Here is a 25,645-nt window from a genome sequence, read left to right on the forward strand (position 1 = left end):
CCTTCACCGTAGCCACCCGCGCCGTACGGCGAGCCAGTCGAGGAACGTCCAGGCGTAGAAGCGCTGGTGCTCGCGCAGCGCCGGCGTGCAGCCGACCGGTGGCGGGGCGTCGGCCCTCGTCATCATGTACGCCGCGACCGTGGCCGCGAAGCAGTCGAGATGATCCGCCGGTACGCCGGCCGCCAGCGGACTGCTCCGGATGGCGGCCGCGGTGTCGATGCCGTGGTGCTGGGCGACCGGAAGCAGGCCGACCCAGTCCATCCACCGTGGTCCCAGTGCCAGCCAGTTCCAGTCGACGGTCCAGCAGGTGCCGGCGCCGTCGATCAGGATGTTGTCGGGCCTGAGGTCGCTGTGCGTCGCGGTCTCGCCGGCCAACGCCTCGGGCGCGCGACCGATCAGGTCGACCAGCTCGGGCAGGACCTTCGGCGCCCACGGCTGGAGGCCGGTCGGCAGCGGCTGCTCACCGGCGAGGATCCGGGCGGGCGTCCGCAACGGCGAGTCGTTCTCCTCGAGATCGCTCAGGAAGCTCGTCAACCCGTCGAGCGGACTCGGATCCATCGCCGCGGCGATCCGCTCGCAGGTCGCGGTCACGACGTCGAAGTCGGCGGCCGTCCACAGGTTCCCGGGCATCCGCCCGTCGACCCACTCCGACACCACCGCGAACCACTTGCGGCTGCCCCCGGCCGACGTCCCGTCACCTTGTGCATCCGGACCCCCGTCGAAGTGGGCGGTGGCCACGATCGCCGGGACGCGGATCGCTGCCGGCAACCGCGGCACGACCTCGGCCTCCCGCTGGTAGGCCTGGTACGAGTGCAGCCGGTCGTCGGACGCCTTCACGAACACCCGCCGCCCGTCCGCCAGCCGGGCCGGCGCCGCGAACCCACCGGTGAACCCGGAGCCGACCGGCCTACCGGACTCCGCGACCTCGCTGCCCAGGGCAACAGCCAGGTTCTCCCGGAGCCCCAGCGGCAGCACCTCCCAGCCGGGTCGCGAGGAGGTGGCCGTGTAGTCGACGTCGGGAGCTCTGCTCATGTCCACAGACCCTAGAGCGCATCGGCGGCCGGGCGCTCGTGGTTTAGCGTGCGGGGGTGAGTGGATCAGTGGCTCTGCATGTGCTCGATCTGGTCGGGATCTTCGTGTTCGGGATCACCGGCGCGCTGGTCGGCGTACGGAAGAAACTGGACGTGTTCGGGATCCAGGTGCTCGCGCTCGTCACCGGGCTCGGCGGCGGCTTCATCCGGGACGTGCTGATCGGGGCGACCCCGCCGGCCGCGCTGCTGGACTGGTGGTACCTCGCGGTCCCGGTCGCGGCCGGCCTGCTGACGTTCTTCCTGCATCCCGGGATCGGCCGGCTCGAGCGCCTGGTGAACATCTTCGACGCGGCCGGGCTGGCGCTGTTCTGCGTGACCGGTGCGCTGAAGGCGATCGAGTACGACCTGTCGCCGCTGTCGGCCGCGTTGATCGGCACCATCTCCGGAATCGGCGGCGGCGTCATCCGCGACGTTCTCAGCGGCCGCGTCCCGGTCGTCCTCCGGTCCGAGATCTACGCCACCCCGGCGTTCCTCGGCGCGGGCATCGTGGTGATCGCCGCGGCGCTGGAGTACCACGCCCTGTGGGTGCCGATCGCCGCCGCGGTGATCTGCTTCACCATCCGCCTGCTGGCGATCCGGCGGGGCTGGAACGCGCCACTACCCCGCACGCCGTGACGGCGGTTCCCAGCCGTTGACCACAGCAACCAACTCCACGTACCGGTGCCAGCGCGGGTCGGCCTCGGTCCGCCGCAGCTCGATCAGCCGGTCCCGCAGTTCCCGGCCGGGGCGGAGGGGTGTGTCCCCGACGACGGCGCGGTACCCGGCGGACATCCGTCGTACGGCGGCCCGGAAGACGTCGTCCTGGACGAGCGCGGCCAGCTCGAGCCAGGCGTCGACCTGCGCGGGCGATGCGTCGTCGGCCAGCACCGGGGTGAGGTTCTGCCGGGCGGCGGCGAGGCCGGGATCGTCGCCGAGCGTCGAGGACAGGAAGTCCGCGATCAGGGTCCGGCGGGCCGCGGCCGACTGCGTGGTCAGGTCATGCATGCGTTCGAGCTCCTCGGGGGTCGAGTGACGATGGGCGACCACCGACAGCACCGCGTGCCGCAGTTGCAGCGCCCGGATCTGCACGGCGACCGCCTCGGCGTGCGCGCTGAGAACGTCGGCGAGCGTCCGATCGCGGTCGACGACGGCGCGGACGGTCGCCAGCTCGACGCCGAGTTCTCGTAGGCTCCGGATCAGCTCCAGCCTCGCGACCGCGTCGGCGTCGTACCGGCGGTGGCCGGCAGCGCTACGCCGCGACTCCAGCAGCCCGAGGTCGGAGTAGTACCGCACGGTCTTCACCGTGACCCCGGCCTGCCGGGCGAGCTCACCGATCGAGTGGTCCATGCGGACAGCCTCACACCTCCCGTCAGGGGAGGTGCAAGGTCAGTTGTGCGCGAATCGGGTCTTCGGGCGGGCGAAGGTGGTGGAAACGGCGGCGACCAGGGCGCAGGCGATGCCGATGGCGAACGGCACCCAGTAGGCGTCCGACGGGCCCCAGAGGTCCACGGCGTGGCCGGCGGCGGCGTTGCCGGGGGCAACGCCGAGGAGGATGCCGGTGACCGTCCAGGTGATCGCCTCGGTGAGCCGCTGCGGCGGGACCCACTCCTCGACGCAGGCGGTGACCGCGACCATCGTCGGCGCGATCGTCATCCCGCAGCCGAACAGGACGACGCCGAGCAGGAGCACGCTGTCGACCCAGGGGAGGGGCGCCAACGTGATCGCGAGCAGGATGGTGCCGATCAGCAGCCGCCGTTCGACCGGCGCTCGCCAGTGCACCGACCCGTACCAGAGGCCGGCCAGCAGACTGCCGAACGCCCACACCGCCAGGACGACGCCGGCCAGCCCGGCCTGGCCCTTCTCGGTGGCGAACGCGACCGTGATGACCTCCGCACCACCGAGAGTCGCGCCCAGGCCGAGACCGATCAGGCTGAGCAGCAGGATCGAGACCCAGGGGAGTGGCGCCTGCTCGGTCCCGTCCGACTTCCCACGCCCCGGCGGGTCGGACGCCCGCAGCAGCGCGAGCCAGAGGCCGCCGGCCAGTCCGAGTACGCCGGCCGCGGCCAGGGCGGCGTACGGACTGACCTCGGTCGCGAGTGCGGTGACCAGAACCGGCCCGACGATGAAGACGACCTCGTCACCGACGGCCTCCAGCGCGAACGCGGTCTGCAACGCCCGGCCGCGGCCGAGCAGGTGGGTCCAGCGGGCGCGGACGAACGAGCCGACCTGCGGACGGGTGCCACCGGCAACGAACGAGAGCAGGTAGAGCACCCAGGTAGCCGAGTCGGCACGGACGGCGACCAGCAGCGCGGCCAGCGCGATCGTGCACACCACCGAGCCGACGATCAGCAGCGTCCCCTGCCCGAACCGGTCGACCATCCGCCCCTGGATCGGGCCGGTCAGCGCACCCGCGACCACCGCGACCCCGGAGACCGCGCCGGCCAGGCCGTACGAGCCGCTCTCCTGCGCGATCAGGATGACGATGCCGAGGCCGATCATCGAGATCGGCATACGCCCGAGGATCCCGGCGGTGAAGAAGGCACTCGCACCGGGACGGCGCATGAGATGGGCATAGGGCTTGAGCATGAGGGACCGGCAACACCCTAACCGCACCCCCGGACATCCAGGCCATCACATTCACCCCGTGGGGCGCCGGCCGACGCTCAGCCCGGCCGGGTCCGGGTGATTGTGATGGCCTGGCGGTCCGGGCGCTGGAGTCAACTGAGAAACTTGGAGCATGCCAGTGGATGCTTCGCCGTACGACGCGGTGCTGTTGCTGTCCTTCGGGGGGCCGGAGAAGCCGGACGACGTGCTGCCGTTCCTGCAGAACGTGACCCGTGGCCGGGGGATCCCGGACGAGCGGCTGCGGGAGGTCGGCGAGCACTACTACGCGTTCGGTGGAAAGAGCCCGATCAACGACCAGAACCGGGCGCTGCTCGCCGCGCTGCGGGCGTCGTTCGACGAGGCCGGGCTGGAGTTGCCGATCTACTGGGGCAACCGCAACTGGGCGCCGTACCTGACCGACACGATGCGCGAGATGGCCGGCGACGGCGTCCGCCGGGCCGTCGTGATCGTGACGTCGGCGTACCCGTCGTACTCGGGCTGCCGGCAGTACCGGGAGAACCTCGAGGACGCCGCGCGGCAGGTTCCGGGCGCGCCCCGGATCGACAAGCTCCGGCACTACGCGAACCACCCGGGCTTCGTCGGCTCGTTCGTCGAGGCGACCGCGAAGGCGCTCGGCGAGCTGCCCGAGGGGTCCGCGATCGCGTATGTGACGCACTCCATCCCGACCGCGATGAACGCGACCAGCGGACCCGACGGCAACGGGTACGTCGACTGGCACCTGGACGTCGCCGCCGAGATCGACGCCGCGATCGAGCACCGGACCGGCCGGACGCGCCGCAGCGACTTGGTGTACTGCTCGCGGTCCGGGCCGCCGCAAGTGCCCTGGCTCGAGCCGGACGTGAACGACCACCTGGAGACGCTCGCGGCGGACGGCGTACCCGGGGTGGCCGTGGTTCCGATCGGGTTCGTCAGCGACCACATGGAGGTCATCTACGACCTCGACACCGAGGCGGCCCGGACGGCCGCGAAGCTGCACCTGCCGATGGCCCGGGCAGCGACTCCCGGGACCTACGAGCAGTTCGTCACCATGCTCCGCGACCTCGTCGTCGAGCGGGCCGAGGCCGAGCGCGGCGAGCAGCCCGCGCGCCCGTGCGTCGGCGCGCTCGGACCGGGCTGGGACGACTGCCGCTCCGACTGCTGCCCGCCTCTTCGTCGACCTACTACTAAGGAAGCTGTATGAGTTCCGAGAGCCCACAAGACCTGCTCAAGCTGGCCGTGGAGGTGGCGGAGGAGGCGGCCCGGCTGATCGTCGAGCGCCGCCGCGGCACGATCACCGTCGCCGACACCAAGAGCACGGTCACCGACGTGGTCACCGCGGTCGACCGCGAGTCCGAGGAACTGATCCGGGCCCGGGTGCTGCAGGCCCGCCCGGACGACTCGTTCCTCGGCGAGGAGGGCGACGACGTGGCCGGCACCAGCGGGGTGCGCTGGGTGGTCGACCCGATCGACGGCACCGTCAACTACCTGTACGACATCCCGACGTACGCCGTCTCGATCGCGGTCGAGTACGACGTGGAGACCGTCGCCGGTGTGGTGGTGGATGCGCCCAAGGGGGAGGTGTTCACCGCGACGAAGGGCGGCGGGGCCTTCCTGGACGGGCAGCCGATCCAGGTGTCGGGGTGCACGGAGCTGAGTACGGCGCTGGTCGGGACCGGGTTCGGGTACGACCCGGGCCGGCGGAGGATCCAGGCCGAGGTGGTCCAGCAGTTGATCACCGAGGTCCGCGACATCCGGCGGATCGGGGTCGGCGCGCTCGACCTCTGCTACGTCGCGTGCGGCCGGCTGGACGCGGTCTTCGAGCGCGGCCTGAACCCGTGGGACTACGGCGCGGGCGTGCTGATCGCGGCCGAGGCGGGCGCGGCGGTCGGCGGGCTGAACGGGGCCGCGGTGTCACCGGAGATGTCGATCGCGGCCAGTCCGGCGCTGTTCGGCGCGTTCCACGACCTGTTGGCCGCGACGGACCCGTTGCGTGCGTAAGCGTCGCTGAGTGCTCGTTAGTGCGCAGTATCGCGCATTCATGAGCATTCTGGTGTTCGGTCCTGACATTTGTCGCGACACGCTGGCCGGAAGGTGGACCCTGACGCGCGCGTAGGGCCCTTGATAGGGCACAATCCCGTCCTCGGGAACGGTAGTTGCCGGTCCCGGCCTGGCTGTCAAGGGTTTCGGGGGACGAAAGATTCCGGTGCGGAATTTCTCGGCCGCTCTACCCGTTCAAGGGCTCAGCAGGCAACACCACGGGTACGAAGAGGGCAGGGAACACCATGGCGACTGATTACGACGCCCCGCGCAAGACGGACGAGGACGCTTCCGAAGAGTCGATCGAGGAGCTGAAGACTCGCCGTCACGACAAGAACTCCGGCAAGGTCGACGAGGACGAGGCCGAGGCCGCCGAGAGCTTCGAGCTGCCCGGTGCCGACCTGAGCCACGAAGAGCTGGCGGTGCGGGTGCTCCCGCGGCAGGCCGACGAGTTCACCTGTTCGAGCTGCTTCCTGGTGCACCACCGCAGCCAGCTCGCCGAATCGAAGAACGGGCAGCTGATCTGCCGCGACTGCGCAGCCTGACGCCAACGCCCTACTTCCCCAACCACAGCGGGACCCGCCCCCACGGGCCGGTCCCGCTTCGTCTACCCACCCGCACCCACCGAGCGGAGCGCGGCGTTCAACCACGCACCGAGCGGGGCGCGGCGCATCACAACCTCCCGCCGAGCGGAGCGAGGCGGTTCTAGTCCTTCTTGACCAGGCCGGTGTCTGTGTTCTTGACCAGGCGGGCCTTGGTGTCCTGTTCGTAGCCGGGCGGGGGGTGCCCGGTGGACTTCAGGTAGTACTCCGCCGCCCGGCGTTCGGCGAACAGCTTCGCGGCCGCCGCCGCGGCGCCGCTGGCGACCGCCCAGCTGACCACCTCGACATAGCTGCCCTGCCCGCCCTTCGGCGGCTTCCCGCCCGCCCCGAGCTTCCACGCCTGGCTGATCGCCTTGTTCGCGACCAGACCCACCACCAGCGTGAACGCGGTCAGCACCAGCTTCCAGCCGATCTTCGCTCCGACCACAACAGCCTCCTAACACAGTCCCCGACAGTCAGGATCTTGTCACGCTGTGCCCCGTCAGCGCTGCCGCCAACCCCTCCGGGTGCCGGGTGGAGATCACCCAGTACGGCGCCGGGTCGCGCGGATCGGTGATCTCGACCCGGACCGCCCCGCGCACGTAGCTGCGCAGCAACAGGTACGCCTTCGGGTCGCAGTCCCGCCCGAACGCGTGCCGCGCGTCGTCCCCGGTCAGCGCCTCGACAGTGCCGAGGTACCCCCGGTCGATGACGGCCCGCCCGGCCCGGAGTTGCTGGGCGTCCACCTCGACCCGCGCACCGCCGTACTGCAGGTAGAAGAGCACGAGCACGAGCGCGGCGAGGCCGCCGACGAAGACGCCGCCGAAGTATCCGACCGGTACGGCGACGATGACGAAGAGCGTGACGACCAGGGCGGCGGCGATGATCCACCAGGACACCGGCACGCTCAGGCGTTCGCGATAGCTGGCCACAGCCCCAGCCTGGCATGTGGCCGGTGGATGCGTGTCGATAGGGTCGCCTCTCGTGACCGAGGTTCTGATCCAGCGACTCGACCCCGACCTCCCGCTCCCGTCGTACGCGCATCCCGGCGACGCCGGCGCGGACCTGGTGGCGACGGCCGACCTCACCCTGAAGCCCGGCGAACGCGGCCTGGTCGGCACCGGGATCGCGATCGCGCTCCCCGACGGGTACGCCGCCTTCGTCCACCCGCGGTCCGGCCTGGCGGCCAGGCACGGCGTGACGCTGGTGAACGCACCCGGCACCGTGGACGCGGGCTACCGCGGTGAGATCAAGGTCTGCCTGATCAATCAGGATCCGCACGCCGAGATCACCCTGCGGCGGGGCGACCGGATCGCGCAGCTGGTGATCCAGCGGGTGGAGAAGGCCCGGTTCGTCGAGGTGACCACCTTGCCGGGGTCAGCCCGCGGTGACGGGGGCCACGGCTCGACCGGCGGTTTCGGCGATGTGACACGCTGAGGAGGTGCATCCGTTGAACCGGCGGATGCGCGAGACTACGGCGGCTGTACGAACTCGAGAACCAGGAAGTGGGCAAGGCAGTGATCTTCCGCCGCAAGGCCAAGAACGAGGACCCCGAGACAACCGGTGCCGAGGAAGCGACCGAGGCGCCGGACGCCCGCGCGGAGGGCCCGTTCGACTCCACCGAGGTGGACGCCGAGGCGCTCGAGGCCGAGGACCGGATCGACCTCGGTGCGCTGGTGATCACCGGACAGCCGGGGATGGAGCTGCGGCTCCAGGTCGACGAGCAGTCCGGCCAGGTGCAGGCGATCCTGCTGGTGCTGGAGGACTCCGCGCTCGAGCTGCGCGCGTTCGCGGCACCGAAGACGGCCGGCATCTGGTCCGAGGTCCGGCGCGAGATCGCCGCCGAGGCGAGCCGGATGGGTGGTACGGCGACCGAGGCCGAGGGCCCGTTCGGCACCGAGCTCGTGCTCGTCGTCCCGGTCGAGGACCCGGACGGCCAGATCTTCAGCCAGACCTCCCGGGTGGTCGGGGTGGACGGCCCGCGCTGGCTGCTCCGGGCCACCGTGCTCGGCCGGGCCGCGGTCGAGCCGGAAGCGGCGGCGCCGATGGAGGCGACGCTGCGCAGCACGATCGTCGTCCGCGGCACCGAGCCGATGGCGGTCCGGGAATCGCTGCCGCTGCGGCTTCCGCCGGGTGCGCAACCGGCCCCCGAAGCCGAGGCGTGAGACGGACTACACTCGACTCATGGGTAGCGACAAACCCGCAGGATTGCTGCGGCGCGCCTTCCGGGGGCTGGCCGGCGACCGGGAGCAACGGGACGCCGAGGTCCTCCAGGACTTCGCGCAGGACTGTGGTGCGCGGTCGATCACCGGCTGTCACGACCGGGAGATGGTCACGCTGTTCGGGACCCTGCGCACGATCACGTTCAGCCCTCGCGGCGGCGTACCGGCCTTAGAGGGCGAGTTGTACGACGGCACCGGCTCGGTCAAGCTGATCTGGCTCGGCCGGCGCAAGATCGCCGGGATCCATCCCGGCTCCGAGCTGATCGTCTCCGGACGGATCGGGGTCGTGGACGGTGACCGGGTGATGTTCAACCCGCGCTACGAGCTGCGCCCGCAGGCAGCGCATGGCTGAGCCGCGGCGCGACCAGGTCGAGGACGACCAGCAGGCCGAGGCGGGCGTACGCCGGCAGTTGGACGAGCACCTCGACGAGCAACTCGTGGACATGCTGCGCCCGGAGGTCGAGGCCGCCGAGGCGGTGCTGACGGGTGACGGCGAGGAGGAGCAGAAGAAGAAGGCCGAGCCGGACAGGCCGCAGACGACCGACAAGGACTTCTTCCACGCGCTCGGCGGCTGGGGTGCGCTGCTCGACATCGGCTTGCCCTGGATCGCGTTCCTGATCGTCTACGCGGTCAGCGACCACGACCTGACGCTCGCGCTGATCATCGCGGTCGCGGTCGCCGGCCTGGTCGCGATCCTTCGGCTGGTCCGCAAGCAGCCCCTGCGGAACGTGGCCGGCGGCTTCATCGGCGTGCTGATCTCCGCCTGGGTCGCGAACCGCACCGGCAATGCCACGGACGTCTACCTGCCCGGCCTGCTGACGAACCTCGGGTACGGCGCCGTCTACCTGATCACCGTGCTCATCCGCTGGCCGCTGTTCGGGGTCCTGTACGGCGTGATCACGCAGACCGGCACGGCCTGGCGCAAGGACCCGGCGATGCTGAAGGGGTTCTCCCGGGCGACGATGGTGTTCGTCGGGTTGTTCGCGATCCGGCTGGTCGTCCAGGTCCCGCTCTACCTGACCGACAGCCTGAACGCGCTCGGCATCGCGAAGGTCGGTCTCGGCCTGCCGTTCTACGCCCTCGCGCTCTGGCTCGCGTACTCCGTCCTGCGCGGATCACTGCCGCCGGACAAGTGGGACGAGGCCCGCGACCACGTCACCCACCTGCTCCGCGGCAACAGGAAGTAGCAGAAGCCCGGGCCGCCAAGGCCCGGGCTTCCTATCGGTCAACGCCTCGGCGGCGGGTGCACCGGTCCGCCGGGCGCCTAGCGGTCTGCTCGGCGGTGGTGGGGCGAGAGGATGGTCTCGAGCTGTTCCTCGGTCTCGTCGGCCGCGACGAACAGCAGCTCGTCGTTCAGCTCCAGCGTGCCCTCCGGGTCCGGGCGCAGTACCCGGCCCTCGCGCAGGATGACCACGAGCGCGGTGTCCAGCGGCCAGTCGATGTCGCCGACCCGCTGGCCGATCATCGGGGAGTCCTCGGGCAGGGTCAGCTCGACCAGGTTGGCGTCGCCCTGGCGGAAGGTGAACAGCCGGACCAGGTCGCCGACCGAGACGGCCTCCTCGACCAGGGCGGACATGATCCGCGGGGTCGACACCGAGACGTCCACGCCCCAGGCCTCGTTGAACATCCACTCGTTCCGCGGGTGGTTGACCCGGGCAACGGTCCGGGGGACGCCGAACTCGGTCTTGGCCAGCAGCGAGACGACCAGGTTGACCTTGTCGTCACCGGTACTGGCGATCGCGACCTGGCACCGCTGCAGCGCGGCCTCCTCCAGCGACGACAGCTCGCAGGCGTCGGCCAGCAGCCACTCCGCCCGCGGCACCGACTCGGCCTTGATCGCCCGCGGGTCCTTGTCGATCAGCAGCACCTCGTGGCCGTTCTCCAGCAGCTCGGCGGCGATCGAACGCCCGACGTTGCCGGCTCCGGCGATGGCTACCCGCATCACAGCTCCTCAGGCCTCTTCGGGCTTCGCGCCGAGTTGGGACTCGATCGCGGCCGCGTCCTTCTCCAGCATCACGACGTGGACCAGGTCGCCCTCCTGGACGACCGTGTCGGCCTTCGGCAGCAGGCCCTGGCCCAGACGGGTCAGGAACGCGACCCGGGCGCCGGTGGCCCGCTCGATGTCGAACGCGGGCCGGCCGACCCAGTCCGAGTGCACGTGCACCTCGGCCAGCCGGACGGTGGCCGACGGGTCGCGCCACTCCGGCTCGGACCCCTCCGGCAGCAGCCGGCGCATCATCTGGTCGACGGTCCAGCGGACGGTGCCGACGGTCGGGATGCCGAGCCGCTGGTACACCTCGGCGCGGCCCGGGTCGTAGATCCGGGCCACCACGTTGTTGATGCCGAACGTCTCCCGGGCCACCCGGGCGGCCAGGATGTTGGAGTTGTCACCGTTGGAGACCGCGGCGAACGCCTCGGCCTGCTCGATCCCGGCCTCGATCAGGATCTCCCGGTCGAACCCCATCCCGGTGATCGTCCGGCCGGTGAAGTTCGGGCTCAGCCGGCGGAACGAGTCGGCGGACTGGTCGATGATCGCGACCGTGTGGCCCCGCTTCTCCAGGGTCCGCGCGAGCGTCGAGCCGACCCGGCCGCAGCCCATGATGACGACGTGCACTCGGTGATCACTCCTTGCCCCACCTGGGGCCACTCGCATCGGTTAGGCAGGGATAGACGCTACACCGCTCCAGGGCTCCCGATGACATCCCCGGACCGGGTCTGGCTCTAACATCACCGGTGTGACTCCCGCTCTCGGCGACATCGGCAAGCGTCTGCTGCTCGGGCGCAAGCTGCGCAGCACCCAGTTGGGTGAGACGCTGCTGCCCAAGCGCATCGCCCTGCCGGTCTTCGCCAGCGACGCCCTGTCGTCGGTCGCGTACGCGCCCGACGAGATCTTCCTGACCCTGTCGCTGGCCGGCCTGACCGCGCTGACGATCTCCTGGAAGGTCGCCATCGTCGTCGCCCTGGTGATGCTCGTGGTGGTGGCGTCGTACCGGCAGAACGTGCACGCGTACCCGTCGGGCGGTGGCGACTACGAGGTGGCCAACGTCAACCTCGGGCCGACGGCCGGGCTGACGGTCGCCAGCGCGCTGCTGGTCGACTACGTGCTGACGGTGGCGGTGTCGATCTCGTCGGCCGCGCAGTACGCCGCGTCCGCGATCCCCTCGCTGGAGGGGCATCAGGCGACCGCGGCCGTGGTCGCGGTGCTGTTCCTGACCACGATGAACCTGCGGGGTGTCCGCGAGTCGGGGGCGGCGTTCGCCGTACCGACGTACATCTTCATGATCACAATCCTCGGGATGGCCGCCTTCGGGTTCGGGCGGCTGCTGTTCGGGAGCCTCCCGGAGGCCGAGACGGCGTCGCTGGACGTGGTCGCCGAGAGCCCGTTCGTGGAGGGCGCGGGCGGGCTCGCGCTGGGGTTCCTGGTGCTGCGGGCGTTCTCGTCCGGGTGTGCGGCGCTGACCGGTGTCGAGGCGATCAGCAACGGCGTACCGGCGTTCAAGAAGCCGAAGAGCAGGAACGCCGCGACCACGCTGCTGCTGCTCGGCTCGATCTCGATCGCGATGATGATCAGCGTCGTCACGCTGGCCAACGTGATGAAGGTGCGGTTCGTCGAGGATCCGGCGCACCAGCTGCTGCAGAACGGCGTTCCGGTAGGGGACAGCTACCACCAGGACCCGGTCATCGGTCAGCTGGCGAAGGGCATCTTCGACCACTTCTCGCCCGGCTTCTACCTCGTCGCCGCGGCCACCGGTGTGATCCTGGTGCTGGCCGCGAACACCGCGTTCAACGGCTTCCCGGTGCTCGGCTCGATCCTGGCCCGCGACGGGTACCTGCCACGGCAACTGCACACCCGTGGCGACCGGCTCGCGTTCAGCAACGGCATCGTCATCCTGGCCGCGTTCGCGATCTTCCTGATCCTCGCCTTCGACGCTGAGGTCACCCGGCTGATCCAGCTGTACATCGTGGGCGTGTTCGTCTCGTTCACGATCAGCCAGACCGGCATGGTGCGGCACTGGACCCGGCTGCTGAAGACCGAGACCGACGGCGCCCGGCGGCGGCAGATGTACCGGTCCCGGGCGATCAACACGATCGGCCTGACCATGACCGGCGTCGTCCTGGTGATCGTGCTGCTGACCAAGTTCACCCACGGCGCCTACATCGCGATCATCGCGATGGCTGTGCTGTTCCTGATGATGAAGGGCATCCGCCGGCACTACACCGCGGTCAGCAAGCAGATGGCGGTCGAGGGTGACGAGCAGCTGATGCTGCCGTCGCGGGTGCACTCGATCGTGCTCGTCTCCAAGCTCCACAAGCCGACGCTGCGGGCGCTGGCGTTCGCCAAGGCCGCCCGGCCGTACATGCTCGAGGCGGTCACGGTCGACGTCGACCGCGAGGAGTCGGAGGCCCTGCAGGCCGAGTGGGACCGCATGGGCATCCCGGTCCCGCTGAAACGCCTGGCCTCGCCGTACCGGGAGATCACCCGGCCGATCCTGCAGTACGTCCGGGACATCCGCAGGTCCTCGCCGCGGGACGTGGTGATGGTCTACATCCCCGAGTACGTCGTCGGGCACTGGTGGGAGCACATCCTGCACAACCAGAGCGCGCTGCGGCTCAAGGGGCGCCTCTTGTTCACACCTGGTGTCATGGTTACGTCGGTCCCGTACCAGCTGCTCTCGTCGCAGGGTGCCGAGGAGCGGCAGGACCGGGAGGAACGGGTGGCAGGCCAGGTACGGCGTGGAGCCCGCAAGTCGTCAGGAGATCGGTGACGGATCAGGACATCGTCGGGACGGTAGTCGAGCTGGAGGTAGGACCTGTAGCGCACGGGGGACACTGTGTGGCCCGGCACGAGGGGCAGGTGGTCTTCGTCCGGCACGCGTTGCCGGGTGAGCTCGTCCACGCCCGGATCACCGAGCAGAACGCGAAGTACCTGCGGGCGGACGCGGTCCAGGTACTCACCCCGTCACCGCAGCGGATCGAGCCGCCCTGCCCGTACGCCGGGCCGGGGCTGTGCGGGGGCTGTGACTTCCAGCACGCCAACATCGTCGAGCAGCGGCGGCTGAAGGCCACCGTGGTGTCGGACACGCTGCGGCGGATCGGCGGCATCGAGCGGACGGTGGTGATGGAGTCGCCGGGTGACGACGGCCTGGGCTGGCGGACCCGGCAGCGGTACTCCGTGGTCGACGGGCGGCCCGGGATGTACGCGCACCGCTCGCACGACCTGATCCAGATCGACAAGTGTCTGATCGCGCACCCGGAGAGTCCGGACGTGCTGGGTCGGCGGTGGCCCGGCGTGGCGTCGGTGCAGAGTGTGGTGTCGTCCGAGGGCAAGACCGCCGTACTGACCGATGAGGAGCCCGGTGGGCGGGTGGTCGAGGTCGTGCGGGGCCGGCGGTTCCGGGTGGAGGCCGGTGGGTTCTGGCAGGTGCACCCGGCCGCTCCGGAGATGCTGGTGGACGCCGTACTGAGTGGGCTGGAGCCTGTCTCGGGGGAGACCGCTCTTGACCTCTACTCGGGCGTGGGACTGTTCGCGGCGTTCCTGGCCGAGGCCGGGTGTCCGGTGCTGGCGATCGAGGGCGACAAGGACGCGGTCCGGAACGCTCGGCGCAATCTGCACGACCTAACTGACGTCACGCTGGAGACCGGCGACGTCGACCGCGTGCTGAACGCTGCGGCCGGGCAAGGGCTGGAGCACGTCGACCTGGTCGTGCTGGACCCACCGCGGACCGGTGCCGGCAAGGATGTCGTACGGCGGATCGCGGCACTGACTCCTCGCCGGGTCGCGTACGTGGCTTGTGATCCGGCGGCGCTGGCGCGCGACCTGAAGACGTTCGGCCGCCTCGGCTACGGCATCGCGTCCCTGCGAGCCTTCGACCTCTTCGGCATGACCCACCACATCGAGTGCGTGGCGATCCTGGAGCCTGTGGACAGCGAAGTCGCGAGCGTCGGGGGCCTCAGGTAGCGTTCTGGCCTGGATTCCAATGCGCTGGAGACCTAATGCCGCTCGTTGACCTGGACGACCCGGAGGAGTTGCGCGCCCGCTGGACCGCACTCGCCGCGGTCGCCCATGCCACCGGGTTCGACCGGCGGTGGTACGCCGACGAGCACGGGTACCACCACCAGGACGAGACCGGGTCGATCCTGCGGATGGTCCGGCTCGACGGTGAGCGGGCGGTGCTGTTCGGGTTCCACACCCAGCACAGCCGCACAGCCGGGGCCGACCTGCTCGCGGGCTCGCCGGACTGGATCGGTCAGCCCGAGGTCCGCCGGCTGATCTCGGCGGGCGAGCTCGGGTTCGTGTACGGCGCGTTCAACGGCACCTGGGCGCGGGCGTCGTACCCGGGAGACCCGTGGCAGCCGGCCGACGACGGGTTCGCGCCGATCGGGCAGTGGATCACCTCCGACGAGGAGGCCGCCGGCGAGCTGATCGAGTGGGTCGCGGAGTGGGCCGACTACCTCGGCGGCCTGGACGAGCTGCTCCCGCACGGCGTGCGGCTGATCCGGACGGCGGGGGAGTCGGGCCTGACGGCCGACGTACTCGCGGAGTTCTTCGACCGGTTCGGCATCGACCCGCGGTCGCCGGTGCAGCCCGATCTACCCGCCGGCGTGGCCGCGGCCGAGGACTTCAACGTTGCGATCGGCGATCGGTTGCCCGACGAGCCTGACACGGCCGAGGTGTCGGTCGTTGAGGATGTCGTGATTGGAGCACCCGAGGGCCGTCCGGAGGAGGACGAGGAGTCGTACGTCGTCCCGCCCGGCATCAGCCCGTTCACCGGCCAGCCGATCGACGACCCGGTCGCAGTCGACTCCCCGCCGCACTACGAGCAGACGCCGTACCGCCCGGCCCCGCGCGCCGACGACTACGGCGTCGTCTCCAAGAAACAGGGCTGGCTCCGCCGCCGCAAACACGAAGAGACCGCCGAGCCGTCCGCTCCCGACCCCACGCCCGAGTCCAGTGGGCCTGCCCCGGGAACGTACCTTCCCGAGGGCGACATCGGGTCCGGCCTGCCGTACGGCGCCCTGCCGTCCGCCGAGCCGCCCCGCGTCGGCGGCGGAGTCCACGAAGGCGACGACTTCTACGCCAGCCTCTTCGCCGACGCACCCGCCGCGGCGTACCAGGCGACCGACGACGACCAGGACTGGGAAACCGCCGAACAGGCCTCCTGGTCCGGCCAGGACGCCACCAGCGAGTACAACCCGTTCGCCGACGCCACCCCACCCGAACGCGAATGGGTAGGCGGCACCTGGATCAACGGCCAATGGATCGAAGCCCCCGCCGACCCGAGCCCCACCTCACCCTTCGCCCCCAACCCGTCCGACGCCCCCGCCCCCGACGCATCTGCCCCCGCCTCCGAGTCCGGCCCCGCGCCGGCGGCCCGGCCCGACTCGCCCGCCGCACACCTGTCCTCCGACGCCTCCGTTGCAGCGCCGGTCGTGCGCCCGTCCTCTGACGGGTCCACGTTCGCGCGCGGGGCAGAGCCTGGCTCGCCCACCGCACACCCGTCCTCAGCCACGCCCGCCTCCGCGCCCGCGTCGCATCCCGAGTCGGACTCCGCAGCGGCACAGTCTCAGGAGCCGACGACACGCTCACCTGCACCGACAGACCCCGACGACGACGCCCCCACAGCGGAAATCGCCGCCGTCATCGACCCCACCGAAGAGGAAGACGACCCCGCCTCCTTCACCGGCCCGTCCCCCTTCGCCCCCCAACCGCAGCCCACCCGCCCCACCACCCCCGCACCCACCCCACCCGCCGCCAGAGCCCACCCCGGCGCCCCCGAGAAGCAGTACGACGACCCCACCACCGAACACATCACGCCACTCCCGCCGTACGACGACCCCACCACGGAGCACATCACCCCACTCCCGCCGTACGCCGACCAAGCACACAAGCACCCCGACCGGCCTCATCAGCACGACGCCGACGCCCCGGAACGCTCCAAGTCGTCGCTGCACTCCAACGAGCCGATCCGCGAGCACGCCCAGCCGTCCCGCGAGCACCCCGAGCCGACCCGCGCGCACGCCCAGCCGTCCCGCGAGCGCCCCGAGCTGTCCCGCGAGCAGGCCGAGCGGTCACCGAGGTTCGACGCCGGCGCCACCGACCGCTCCGAGCTGTCCGCGCCGTACGACGAGCCTGCGGTCGACCTCTCCGCGTCTCAGCAACACCTGGACGACGCCGAAGACGACCCGACCGCCGAGATCCCCGTGGTGACCGACCCGGTCGACGCCGCGGAAGCCAACCTCGCCCACGAGCACCCCGCGCCGGAGCACACCAAGCGTGAAATGCTGCCGGGACCGGAGCGCGGGGCGGAGCCGGAAATGCTGTCGGGCCGCGAGCACCAGCCCGAGCCTGGGATGCTGTCGGGTCCGCATCACCGGACCGGGTCGGAGGAGCTGTCGGGTCCGGAGCGCCGGACCGAGCCGGAGCAGCTGTCGGGTCCGGAGCGCAGGTCCGAACAGGAGATGCTGTCGGGGCCTGCGTTGCGGTTCGACGTGCCGGTGGATGTGGACGCCGAGGAAGACGAGGTCTACGGGGCGGCGCCGGCGGCTAAAGCTCAGGTTGACCCTCACCCTCAACCTCAGCCCTGGCCCCAACCACAACCCCAGCCCGAGCCGTGGCCGCAGCCCGAGCCTCACCCCGCGCCGTGGCCGGGTCCCGACCCGTACCCACAACCGAACCCGCAACCCCACCCCACGCCCGGTCCAGACCCGACGCCGAGACCGGCCCCCGGACCGGGCCCCACGCCGGACCCGCGACCGCAGCCCACTCCAGGCCCCACGCCGGAGCCGGACCCTGCGCCGTGGCCCGAACCCGAGCCGCAACCCACCCCGGAGCCCACGCCCGAACCAGACCCCGAGCCCTGGCCCGAACCGGAGCCAGAGCCGGCCCCGGAGCCAACCCCAGAGCCCTGGCCCCACCCAGGCCCACGCCCGGACCCCGTACCTGAGCCCGAGCCAACTCCGTGGCCGGACCCCGAGCCGTCGCCGAACCCCGATCCCATGCCCCGGCCCGAGCCCACCACCCACGTGGCCGCGGCGGCGCACACCGAGCACGGCACCCGGTACGACGAGCAGGCAACCCAACCCGCCTCAGCAAACCAGCCGAGCCACGAGCACGCTGCCCGGCTACATCGCGCTGAGCCGGACGGGTACGGCGTGCACGCCGCGGACGTGCACGAGCACGCTGCCCGGCTACATCGCGCCGAGCCGAACGGGTACGACGAGCACGCCGTGAGCCCGCCAGCCGCTGACGTGAACGAGCACGCTGCCCGGCTACACACCGCCGAGCCCAGCGGGTACGACGAGGAAGCCGCAGACCTGAGCGAGCACTCGGCTCGATCCCAGGACGCTCACTCAAGCGGGTACGACGACCACGCGGCTCGGTCCCAGGACGCTCACTCAACCGGGTACGACGACGCGGCTCGGTCGTGGGGCGATGGGCTGTCGGGCACGGATGACGACGACGAGCCGACCAGCTTTGTGCCGGTTGTGGTCGATGACGGTCCCGAGGTCGGCGCGCCGGTGGAGAAGTTGGTCGCCCCGGCGCCCGCGGCGGGGCGGATGTCCATTCCCGGCCTCGGCCTGGTCGGATCGGACGGGCCGCGGATTCAGCCTGCTGCGGGATCGATCGAGGAGGCGATGCGGGCCGAGTTCGAGCGGCCTCGGCCGCGCCCGAAGGAGTCGGAGGCGTTCGAGGCGCTGCATGCCTGGTGCCGGGCCCGGACCGCGATCGTGCCGTCCGGCTTCACCATTCAGGTCCAGGTGCTCGACCCGAGCGCGCCGTCGTACCGGTTCGACCTGGAGCCGCCCGAGGTGGACGACCCGGAGTACGCCGCCGACAAGCTCAGCGGGCTGCTCGGTGACCTGTGGATCACGGAGGCGGCGGGGGAGCAGGGCGGCTGGTTGTTCGCGCGGATCGACGCGGCCGGCCGGACGTTGCGGATCGACCGGTGGTACGACCAGGTCCCGGACTGGTGGGACAACCCGGTCGAGGAGCGGCTCGACCTCTACGGGCTGGTCCGGCGGCTGAACGACCGCGGTCCCGAGTGGCAGCCGTCGTACCTGGAGAGGCTGTACACGACGGCGAGATAGCGTTGTCCGCATGCTTCTCAGGATCTTCACCGAACCCCAGCAAGGTGCCTCGTACGACGATCTGCTCGCGGTGGCACGCAAGACCGAGGAGAACGGGTTCGACGCGTTCTTCCGGTCGGACCACTACCTGGTGATGGGCGACCACGACGGCCTGCCGGGGCCGACCGACTCGTGGATCACGCTCGCCGGGCTCGCCCGGGAGACGAGCCGGATCAAGCTCGGCACACTGGTCAGCTCGGCCACGTTCCGCCACCCCGGCGTGCTCGCGATCTCGGTCGCGCAGGTCGACCAGATGAGCGGCGGCCGGGCCGAGCTCGGTCTCGGCGCCGGCTGGTACGAGGCCGAGCACAAGGCGTACGGCCTCGACTTCCCGGACACCCCGGGCCGCTTCGACCTGCTGACCGAGCAACTCGAGCTGATCACCGGCCTGTGGGACACGCCGGTGGGGGAGAAGTACGACTACGCCGGCAAGCACTACCAGATCTCAGATTCGCCGGCGCTGCCGAAGCCGGTCCAGCAGCCGCACCCGCCGATCATCGTCGGTGGCGCGGGCAAGAAGCGTACGCCGGCGCTCGCGGCGCAGCATGCGGCCGAGTTCAACGCCGGCTTCCGCTCGGTCGAGGACACCGAGACCCTGTTCCAACGCGTCCGGGCGGCCTGCGACGCGGTCGGCCGCGACCCCGGCACGCTGGCGCTCTCCACCGCGCACACCGTCGTCGTCGGCAAGGACGACGCCCAGGTCAAGCAGCGCGCCGAAGCCATCGGCCGCGACGTCGAGGACCTGAAGGCCAACGCGATCGCCGGCACCCCCGCCGAGGTCGTCGACCGCCTCGGCCAGTTCGCCGCCGTCGGCTCAACCCGCCAGTACGTCCAGATCATGGACCTCCAAGACCTCGCCCACCTCGACCTCATCGCCGCCGAAGTCCTGCCCCAGGTCTCCTGAGCGCTTCTAACCCGGAATAACGCCACCGTTATTCCGGGTTAGACTGGCTAAGTCGGAATAGCTCCGGCGTTGTTCCGACTTGGGGCACTCATGGACATCGAGCACACCGGTACGGCGGACGCCGAGGGAATGTTTCCGGCGGGCGACTCCGCCTGGCCGGCGCACGTCCCCGAGGTGCGGCCGTGGCGCCAGCGCAGCCGAGGCGGGACCGCGGCTGACCGCATGCTCCGCGAGGTGGTCACGATGCGACCGCCGCTGATCGGACATCGCGACGTACGGCTCAACACCGACCTGGTGGCCGCCATGGAGACGTGCGTTGTCGAGATCGCTGCGCTTGACCATTCGTACGGCGGTGAACTGGCAGCGCTCGAGACGCTTCTCCTGCGCACGGAGTCGGTGGCCTCGTCGAAGATCGAGCAGATCGATGCGTCGGTCGACGACTTCGCGAGGGCGCTGCACGGGATCAAGTCGAATCCCTCGGCGACGTCGATGGCCGCGTCCACGGCCGCCCTGGCCGCGCTGATCCGCTCCGTCGACGACGGCGCGGACATCGAGACGTCGATGATCCTGATGGCGCACCTGGCCCTGATGGTCGACGACCCGCACGAACACGCCTACGCAGGCCGCTTTCGGGACATGCAGAACTGGATCGGTGGTAGCGACCACTCGCCGCGGAACGCGGTCTACGTGCCGCCGCCACCGGAGACCGTGGACGAGTACATCGCCGATCTCGTCGTCTTCGCCAACCGAACCGATCTGCCGGCGGTCGCCCAGGCCGCCGTCGTACACGCCCAGTTCGAGTCCGTGCATCCGTTCACCGACGGCAACGGGCGCATCGGCCGCGCCTTGATCAACACGGTGCTCCGCCGCCGCGGAGCGACCCGGCGCGTGGTCGTCCCGTTGGCCTCCGCGCTCGTGGCGCGCCGCGACGACTACTTCGGTGTTCTGGGCGCGTACCGCGAAGGCCGGATCGAGCCGATCATCCGTTCGTTCACCGAGGCATCCACGATCGCGGCCCGCGAGTCCCGGGTGACCGCGGCCAGGATCGCCGAGTTGCAGTCGGCGTGGCGGGACAAGGTGGGTACCCGTCGAGGGAGTGCGGCCGGCCGGCTGCTCGACGGTCTGCTCTCGGCGCCGATCTTCTCGGCGACCGAGGCCGAGGAGGCGATCGGTGGTGCCACCAGCAGTGTGTACGCCGGGATCGAGCGACTGCGCGACGCCGGCGTCATCCGCCCGCTCACGAACCGGACGCGGAACCAGATCTGGGGAGCAGCGGATCTGTTGGACGAACTGGAGGACCTCGCCGCCCGGATCGCCGCGGCCGCGCGATGACGCCACCGCGTTGTCCACAGGGCCGAAGTTGAGGTGATGGGGTGGCTCGATGTCGTGTATCTTGATGTCGAGAGAGTTTGTGGAGAGGTTAGGGGAGCCTGACCTCGCGGCCGGGCGGGGTGCTCGGCAGGATGGGTTCAGCGGAACAGGACCGGATAGAGGAGCAGGTTGATGGCGAGCGTCGACAGCTTCGGTGCCAAGGGTGCACTCGAGGTCAACGGACAGTCGTACGAGATCTTCAGGTTGGCGGGTATCGAGGGCGCGCAGACGCTGCCGTTCTCGCTCAAGGTGCTGCTGGAGAACCTGCTGCGCACCGAGGACGGCGCGAACATCACCGCCGAGCACATCACCAAGCTCGGCAACTGGGACCAGAACGCGGCGCCCGACACCGAGATCCAGTTCACCCCGGCCCGGGTGATCATGCAGGACTTCACCGGCGTCCCGTGTGTGGTCGACCTGGCCACGATGCGCGAGGCGGTCGCCGAGCTCGGGGGTGACCCGACCAAGATCAACCCGCTCGCCCCGGCCGAGTTGGTCATCGACCACTCGGTGATCATCGACGTCTTCGGCCGGCAGGACGCGTTCGAGCGCAACGTCGAGCTGGAGTACGAGCGCAACCGCGAGCGCTACCAGTTCCTCCGCTGGGGCCAGACGGCGTTCGACGAGTTCAAGGTCGTCCCGCCCGGCACCGGCATCGTGCACCAGGTGAACATCGAGCACCTGGCCCGGACGGTCATGGTCCGCAACGGCCAGGCGTACCCGGACACCTGCGTCGGCACGGACAGCCACACCACGATGGTCAACGGCCTCGGCGTACTCGGCTGGGGCGTCGGCGGGATCGAGGCCGAGGCCGCGATGCTCGGCCAGCCGGTGTCGATGCTGATCCCGAAGGTCGTCGGCTTCAAGCTCACCGGCGAGGTGCCGGCCGGCGCGACCGCGACCGACGTCGTCCTGACGATCACCCAGATGCTGCGCAAGCACGGCGTGGTCGGCAAGTTCGTGGAGTTCTACGGCGACGGCGTCGCGGCGGTGCCGCTGGCGAACCGCGCCACCATCGGCAACATGAGCCCGGAGTTCGGCTCGACCTGTGCGATCTTCCCGATCGACGACATCACCCTCGACTACCTGCGGCTGACCGGGCGGTCGGAGGAGGACGTCGCGCTGGTCGAGGCGTACACCAAGGAGCAGGGCCTCTGGCACGACCCGGCCGTCGAGCCGCGGTACTCCGAGTACCTCGAGCTCGACCTGTCGACCGTCGTCCCGTCGATCGCCGGCCCGAAGCGGCCGCAGGACCGGGTCGAGCTGAGCGAGGCCAAGGAGGCCTTCCGCGGTGCGCTGACCGACTACGCGACCGAAGAGCTGGACGTCGACCCGTCCGAGACCGGGAGCTTCCCGGCCAGCGATGCGCCGAACGGTCACGGCAGCACGGTGAACGACGAGCCGCATGTGCCGCACGGCGGTCCCGACCGCCCGTCGAACAAGACCACGGTCAGTCTCGAGGGCCAGGAGATCGAGCTCGACCACGGCCACGTCGTGATCGCGAGCATCACCTCGTGCACCAACACGTCGAACCCGTCGGTCATGCTGGCGGCCGCACTGCTGGCGAAGAACGCGGTCGAGAAGGGTCTCGCCTCGAAGCCGTGGGTGAAGACCTCGCTCGCGCCCGGGTCGAAGGTGGTCACCGACTACTACGAGAAGGCCGGCGTCACGCCGTACCTGGAGAAGCTCGGGTTCCACCTGGTCGGCTACGGGTGCACCACCTGCATCGGTAACTCCGGCCCGCTGCCGGAGCCGATCTCGGCCGGGGTGCAGGAGGCCGACCTGGCGGTCGTCTCCGTGCTGTCCGGCAACCGGAACTTCGAGGGCCGGATCAACCCGGACGTGAAGATGAACTACCTGGCCAGCCCGCCGCTGGTGATCGCCTACGCGCTCGCGGGCACGATGGACTTCGACTTCGAGACCGATGCCCTGGGCAAGGACCAGGACGGCAACGACGTGTTCCTGAAGGACATCTGGCCGAGCGCCGACGAGGTCGAGGCGACGATCGCGAGCTCGATCAACAAGGAGATGTTCACCAAGGACTACGCCGACGTGTTCGCCGGTGACGAGCGCTGGCAGTCGCTGCCGACGCCGGAAGGCAAGACGTTCGCCTGGGACCCCGAGTCGACGTACGTGCGCAAGCCGCCGTACTTCGAGGGGATGGCGAACGACCCGGCTCCGGTCGAGGACATCGCCGGCGCCCGGGTGCTCGCGAAGCTGGGCGACTCGGTCACCACCGACCACATCTCCCCGGCGGGCTCGATCAAGGCCGACAGCCCGGCCGGCAAGTACCTCGCCGAGCACGGCGTCGACCGCAAGGACTTCAACTCGTACGGGTCGCGTCGCGGCAACCACGAGGTGATGATCCGCGGCACGTTCGCGAACATCCGGCTGCGCAACCAGATCGCCCCCGGCACGGAGGGCGGCTTCACCCGCGACTTCACCAAGGACGACGCGCCGGTCACCACAATCTACGACGCGGCGCAGGCGTACGCCGAGGCCGGGACGCCGCTGGTGATCCTGGCCGGCAAGGAGTACGGCTCGGGGTCGTCGCGGGACTGGGCCGCCAAGGGTACGGCGCTGCTCGGGGCGAAGGCCGTGATCACCGAGTCCTTCGAGCGCATCCACCGGTCGAACCTGATCGGCATGGGCGTGCTCCCGCTGCAGTTCCCCGACGGCGAGACCGCGGAGTCGCTCGGCCTGACCGGGGAGGAGACGTTCGACATCACCGGCGTGACCGCGCTGAACGACGGCGAGATCCCGCGCACGGTGCACGTCAAGGTGACGTCGCCCGACGGCTCGGAGAAGGAGTTCGACGCGGTCGTCCGCATCGACACCCCCGGCGAAGCCGACTACTACCGCAACGGCGGCATCCTGCAGTACGTCCTACGCTCCCTGATCGCCAGCTGACCGCGCGAGGAGCCGGCCGACACCCACCGGCTGGCTCCAACCCGCGGTCGGCACTCGTCGGCCGGCTGGAACCTCGGTCGGCTCCGACGCCGGTCCGGCCCGACCTCCGCCTATCTCTGTGGCTGGTGGCGGCCGCGGTCGGGCTGGGGTTGGGTCGGGGCGGCCGGTGATGCGGTTGGGCCGGGGTCGAGGCGCTTCGCGGTGGTGAGGGGCGCCTGGGCGCGGAGTACGTCGCCCGGAGACAGCTCCCGCCGCCCGGCGGACACCGCGGCTGCGTCCGGCCTGGCCTCGCCGAGGGTGTGGGCAGACCGGATCACGCTGTCGGCGGCAGCGCGTCCGACGTCTGCACCCCAGCTCTCGGCCGGCCCGACCGAGGTGATGGTGAGCGGCCGCAGTGACGACAGCCGGCTCCACTCGAGAACCGCTTGACGGCTCGCATCCTTGTAGACCGCCTCGGCCGCCTCCGGCGCGAGCCCGGACAGCACACCCGGGTGATCCTTGTCGGCGACCAGCTTGAACGCCAGACTCCACCGGGATTGCTTGGCCTGCGTCAGCAGTGAGTCGAACACGTCGTCGCGTCCACGGTCCGCAGCGTCCGCCACCCGCTCGACGAATCCCCGGGCCGCCGCGGTCCGGGTCTCCGACCCCGGGTTCACCCGGAACGGCCCGGCCATGCCCCGGGCGAGACCGTGACCGTTGATCGCGGCCGCCTCCGGCGGATCCTCGACGTACACCTCGGCCAACCCGTTCTCGGTCAGGACGTCCGCAGCGATCTCGTAGGCCCGCTGCTCCGCCAACGCCTGGTCGAGGCTTCGCGCCGCCGGAGGAAGCCCGCTGTCCAGGGTCCCGGTCGCATCGACAGCCGCCGTCGTGCTCCGGCTGCTCTGCCGGAGCGCCTCGTAGATCACGGTGTACGCCGCATCCCGCGCGGCCCGCGGATACCACCACCGCGCGTCTCGGCCGCCGTCCGCCCGGGTCAGCGGGTCGAGGACGTTGCGTGGATGCAGATGGATCGTGCCATCGAGATCGGACCGGCTCCGCTGCCGCGCGACGGTCGAGAGTACGTCGATGTCGCCGTTCCACCGCTGAGAGCGGGTCGCGCCGACCCGCCGATGAGTCGACTCGATGAGGCCTGCAACCACCCGATAGGCGTCCGACGAAGGATCCAGGAGAGCCATCCGACGAACCTACGAGATCGCCGGGCCGACCAGAACTGTCCGTGGGTCGCGGTTTACTAACGACATGACTCCGCGGGAGATCGTGCTCGAGGCGTGCGCGCAGCACGGCGAGGATGCGGTGATCGACTTCGCGATCGCCGTACTCACCGGTGAGGTGAGCCCGGAGGAGGCGTTCACGACCGAGGTCGGCAAGCTGAGGTGGCTGGTCGGGCCGACCGTTGGCGGGTGGGCGAAGCTCGACCCGGTCAACTTCTACTGGGCCCGCGTCTGGGCCGCCCGGATCTTCCTGTACGTCTGGCGCGACGACGCGATCGACGCCTTGCTGGTCGCGGCCGGCGACCCGGCCTGGCGGGTCCGCGAGCACGTCGCCCGGATCACCGCTCAGCGCGAGCTCGGTCAGCTGGTGGACGCGCTGCTGCCGGGCCTGGTGTTCGAGCTGCCCCGGGTCCGCTCGACCACCGCCCGGGCCGTGGGCGCCGCCGGCGAGGCCGAGCATGCCGAAGCACTGCAGGACCTTCTCGACGATCCCGACCACACCGTTCGGGCCGCCGCCGAGAAGGCCCTCGACCGGATGGAAGCCCGGCTCGACCGCAGCCTCCGCTGACGCGCCGTCGGTGCACGCGTCGGAGCGGAGGCTGCG

The 25,645-nt window shown here is 70.6% G+C and carries 23 protein-coding genes; 15 read left to right on the forward strand and 8 right to left on the reverse strand.

The features are described from left to right. Positions 1-3: 3 nt before the first annotated feature. Positions 4-1,032, reverse strand: a complete 1,029-nt coding sequence (locus tag ACQPYZ_RS15705) for a phosphotransferase family protein (RefSeq protein WP_433168801.1) — start codon at positions 1,030-1,032, stop codon at positions 4-6. A gap of 56 nt (positions 1,033-1,088) precedes the next feature. Here ACQPYZ_RS15705 and ACQPYZ_RS15710 point away from each other — a divergent pair, with 56 nt between their 5' ends. Further along, positions 1,089-1,706: a trimeric intracellular cation channel family protein gene (locus tag ACQPYZ_RS15710; RefSeq protein ID WP_433168803.1), complete on the forward strand. Its 618-nt coding sequence runs from the start codon at positions 1,089-1,091 to the stop codon at positions 1,704-1,706. Here the strand turns inward: ACQPYZ_RS15710 and ACQPYZ_RS15715 are convergent. Then, complete coding sequence (locus ACQPYZ_RS15715) at positions 1,689-2,417, reverse strand: MerR family transcriptional regulator (RefSeq protein WP_433168805.1); 729 nt, start codon at positions 2,415-2,417, stop codon at positions 1,689-1,691. The genes ACQPYZ_RS15710 and ACQPYZ_RS15715 overlap by 18 nt on opposite strands. Positions 2,418-2,456: 39 nt before the next feature. Next, entirely contained in the window at positions 2,457-3,632 is a 1,176-nt protein-coding gene (locus ACQPYZ_RS15720; RefSeq protein ID WP_433168806.1) for an MFS transporter, read from the reverse strand. Between the two features lie 175 nt (positions 3,633-3,807). Here ACQPYZ_RS15720 and ACQPYZ_RS15725 point away from each other — a divergent pair, with 175 nt between their 5' ends. The 3 genes from ACQPYZ_RS15725 (at position 3,808) to ACQPYZ_RS15735 (ending at position 6,256) form a co-directional block, all read left to right on the forward strand. Next, entirely contained in the window at positions 3,808-4,875 is a 1,068-nt protein-coding gene (locus ACQPYZ_RS15725; protein WP_433168808.1) for a ferrochelatase, read from the forward strand. Then, a complete protein-coding gene (locus ACQPYZ_RS15730) occupies positions 4,872-5,672 on the forward strand; it encodes an inositol monophosphatase family protein (RefSeq protein ID WP_433168810.1) in 801 nt (266 codons plus the stop codon). The genes ACQPYZ_RS15725 and ACQPYZ_RS15730 overlap by 4 nt, the downstream gene beginning before the upstream one ends. A 284-nt stretch (positions 5,673-5,956) precedes the next feature. Beyond that, positions 5,957-6,256 carry a DUF4193 domain-containing protein gene (locus tag ACQPYZ_RS15735; RefSeq protein ID WP_433168812.1) on the forward strand — a complete coding sequence of 100 codons (300 nt, stop codon included), beginning with the start codon at positions 5,957-5,959 and terminating at the stop codon, positions 6,254-6,256. 160 nt (positions 6,257-6,416) lie between these two features. Here ACQPYZ_RS15735 and ACQPYZ_RS15740 read toward each other — a convergent pair whose 3' ends face one another. After that, the gene (locus ACQPYZ_RS15740; protein WP_433168814.1) at positions 6,417-6,740 is read right to left on the reverse strand and encodes a DUF4235 domain-containing protein; all 324 of its coding nucleotides are present in this window, start codon (positions 6,738-6,740) and stop codon (positions 6,417-6,419) included. Between the two features lie 28 nt (positions 6,741-6,768). Further along, the gene (locus ACQPYZ_RS15745) at positions 6,769-7,224 is read right to left on the reverse strand and encodes a DUF3093 domain-containing protein (protein WP_433168815.1); all 456 of its coding nucleotides are present in this window, start codon (positions 7,222-7,224) and stop codon (positions 6,769-6,771) included. A gap of 52 nt (positions 7,225-7,276) precedes the next feature. Between ACQPYZ_RS15745 and dut the strand changes: the two genes are divergently transcribed. The 4 genes from dut to ACQPYZ_RS15765 all read left to right on the forward strand — a co-directional run bounded on the left by dut (position 7,277) and on the right by ACQPYZ_RS15765 (position 9,701). Beyond that, positions 7,277-7,729, forward strand: a complete 453-nt coding sequence (gene dut / locus ACQPYZ_RS15750) for a dUTP diphosphatase (protein WP_433168816.1) — start codon at positions 7,277-7,279, stop codon at positions 7,727-7,729. 68 nt (positions 7,730-7,797) lie between these two features. Further along, a complete protein-coding gene (locus ACQPYZ_RS15755) occupies positions 7,798-8,457 on the forward strand; it encodes a DUF3710 domain-containing protein (RefSeq protein WP_433168818.1) in 660 nt (219 codons plus the stop codon). A gap of 19 nt (positions 8,458-8,476) precedes the next feature. Further along, positions 8,477-8,866, forward strand: a complete 390-nt coding sequence (locus tag ACQPYZ_RS15760; protein WP_433168820.1) for an OB-fold nucleic acid binding domain-containing protein — start codon at positions 8,477-8,479, stop codon at positions 8,864-8,866. Continuing rightward, entirely contained in the window at positions 8,859-9,701 is an 843-nt protein-coding gene (locus tag ACQPYZ_RS15765; RefSeq protein WP_433168822.1) for a DUF3159 domain-containing protein, read from the forward strand. Before ACQPYZ_RS15760 ends, ACQPYZ_RS15765 begins: the two co-directional genes overlap by 8 nt. 77 nt (positions 9,702-9,778) lie before the next feature. On the opposite strand, the gene ACQPYZ_RS15770 is transcribed toward ACQPYZ_RS15765, so the two are convergent. Further along, on the reverse strand, positions 9,779-10,456 hold the full coding sequence (locus ACQPYZ_RS15770) for a potassium channel family protein (RefSeq protein WP_433168824.1): 678 nt from the start codon (positions 10,454-10,456) through the stop codon (positions 9,779-9,781). Between the two features lie 9 nt (positions 10,457-10,465). Further along, entirely contained in the window at positions 10,466-11,167 is a 702-nt protein-coding gene (locus ACQPYZ_RS15775) for a potassium channel family protein (RefSeq protein ID WP_433168826.1), read from the reverse strand. Positions 11,168-11,249: 82 nt separating this feature from the next. On the opposite strand from ACQPYZ_RS15775, the gene ACQPYZ_RS15780 reads away from it, so the two are divergent. From ACQPYZ_RS15780 to acnA, 6 genes are all read left to right on the forward strand, one after another. After that, a complete protein-coding gene (locus tag ACQPYZ_RS15780; protein ID WP_433168828.1) occupies positions 11,250-13,280 on the forward strand; it encodes an APC family permease in 2,031 nt (676 codons plus the stop codon). Then, positions 13,277-14,473, forward strand: a complete 1,197-nt coding sequence (locus tag ACQPYZ_RS15785; RefSeq protein WP_433168830.1) for a class I SAM-dependent RNA methyltransferase — start codon at positions 13,277-13,279, stop codon at positions 14,471-14,473. The genes ACQPYZ_RS15780 and ACQPYZ_RS15785 overlap by 4 nt, the downstream gene beginning before the upstream one ends. 35 nt (positions 14,474-14,508) lie before the next feature. Further along, a complete protein-coding gene (locus ACQPYZ_RS15790) occupies positions 14,509-18,603 on the forward strand; it encodes a hypothetical protein (RefSeq protein WP_433168832.1) in 4,095 nt (1,364 codons plus the stop codon). Between the two features lie 10 nt (positions 18,604-18,613). Then, positions 18,614-19,546 (forward strand): LLM class F420-dependent oxidoreductase, encoded by a 933-nt coding sequence (locus ACQPYZ_RS15795; RefSeq protein WP_433168833.1) that lies wholly within the window; start codon positions 18,614-18,616, stop codon positions 19,544-19,546. 90 nt (positions 19,547-19,636) lie between these two features. Continuing rightward, a complete protein-coding gene (locus tag ACQPYZ_RS15800) occupies positions 19,637-20,878 on the forward strand; it encodes a Fic family protein (protein ID WP_433168835.1) in 1,242 nt (413 codons plus the stop codon). A 171-nt stretch (positions 20,879-21,049) separates the two neighbouring features. Further along, positions 21,050-23,827 (forward strand): aconitate hydratase AcnA, encoded by a 2,778-nt coding sequence (gene acnA, locus ACQPYZ_RS15805; protein ID WP_433168837.1) that lies wholly within the window; start codon positions 21,050-21,052, stop codon positions 23,825-23,827. 110 nt (positions 23,828-23,937) lie between these two features. On the opposite strand, the gene ACQPYZ_RS15810 is transcribed toward acnA, so the two are convergent. Next, complete coding sequence (locus ACQPYZ_RS15810; protein ID WP_433168839.1) at positions 23,938-25,005, reverse strand: hypothetical protein; 1,068 nt, start codon at positions 25,003-25,005, stop codon at positions 23,938-23,940. Positions 25,006-25,069: 64 nt separating this feature from the next. Here ACQPYZ_RS15810 and ACQPYZ_RS15815 point away from each other — a divergent pair, with 64 nt between their 5' ends. Continuing rightward, the gene (locus ACQPYZ_RS15815) at positions 25,070-25,609 is read left to right on the forward strand and encodes a HEAT repeat domain-containing protein (protein ID WP_433168841.1); all 540 of its coding nucleotides are present in this window, start codon (positions 25,070-25,072) and stop codon (positions 25,607-25,609) included. Positions 25,610-25,645 lie beyond the last annotated feature (36 nt).

This window comes from Kribbella sp. CA-247076 (assembly GCF_050942445.1).
Classification (GTDB): Bacteria; Actinomycetota; Actinomycetes; order Propionibacteriales; family Kribbellaceae; genus Kribbella.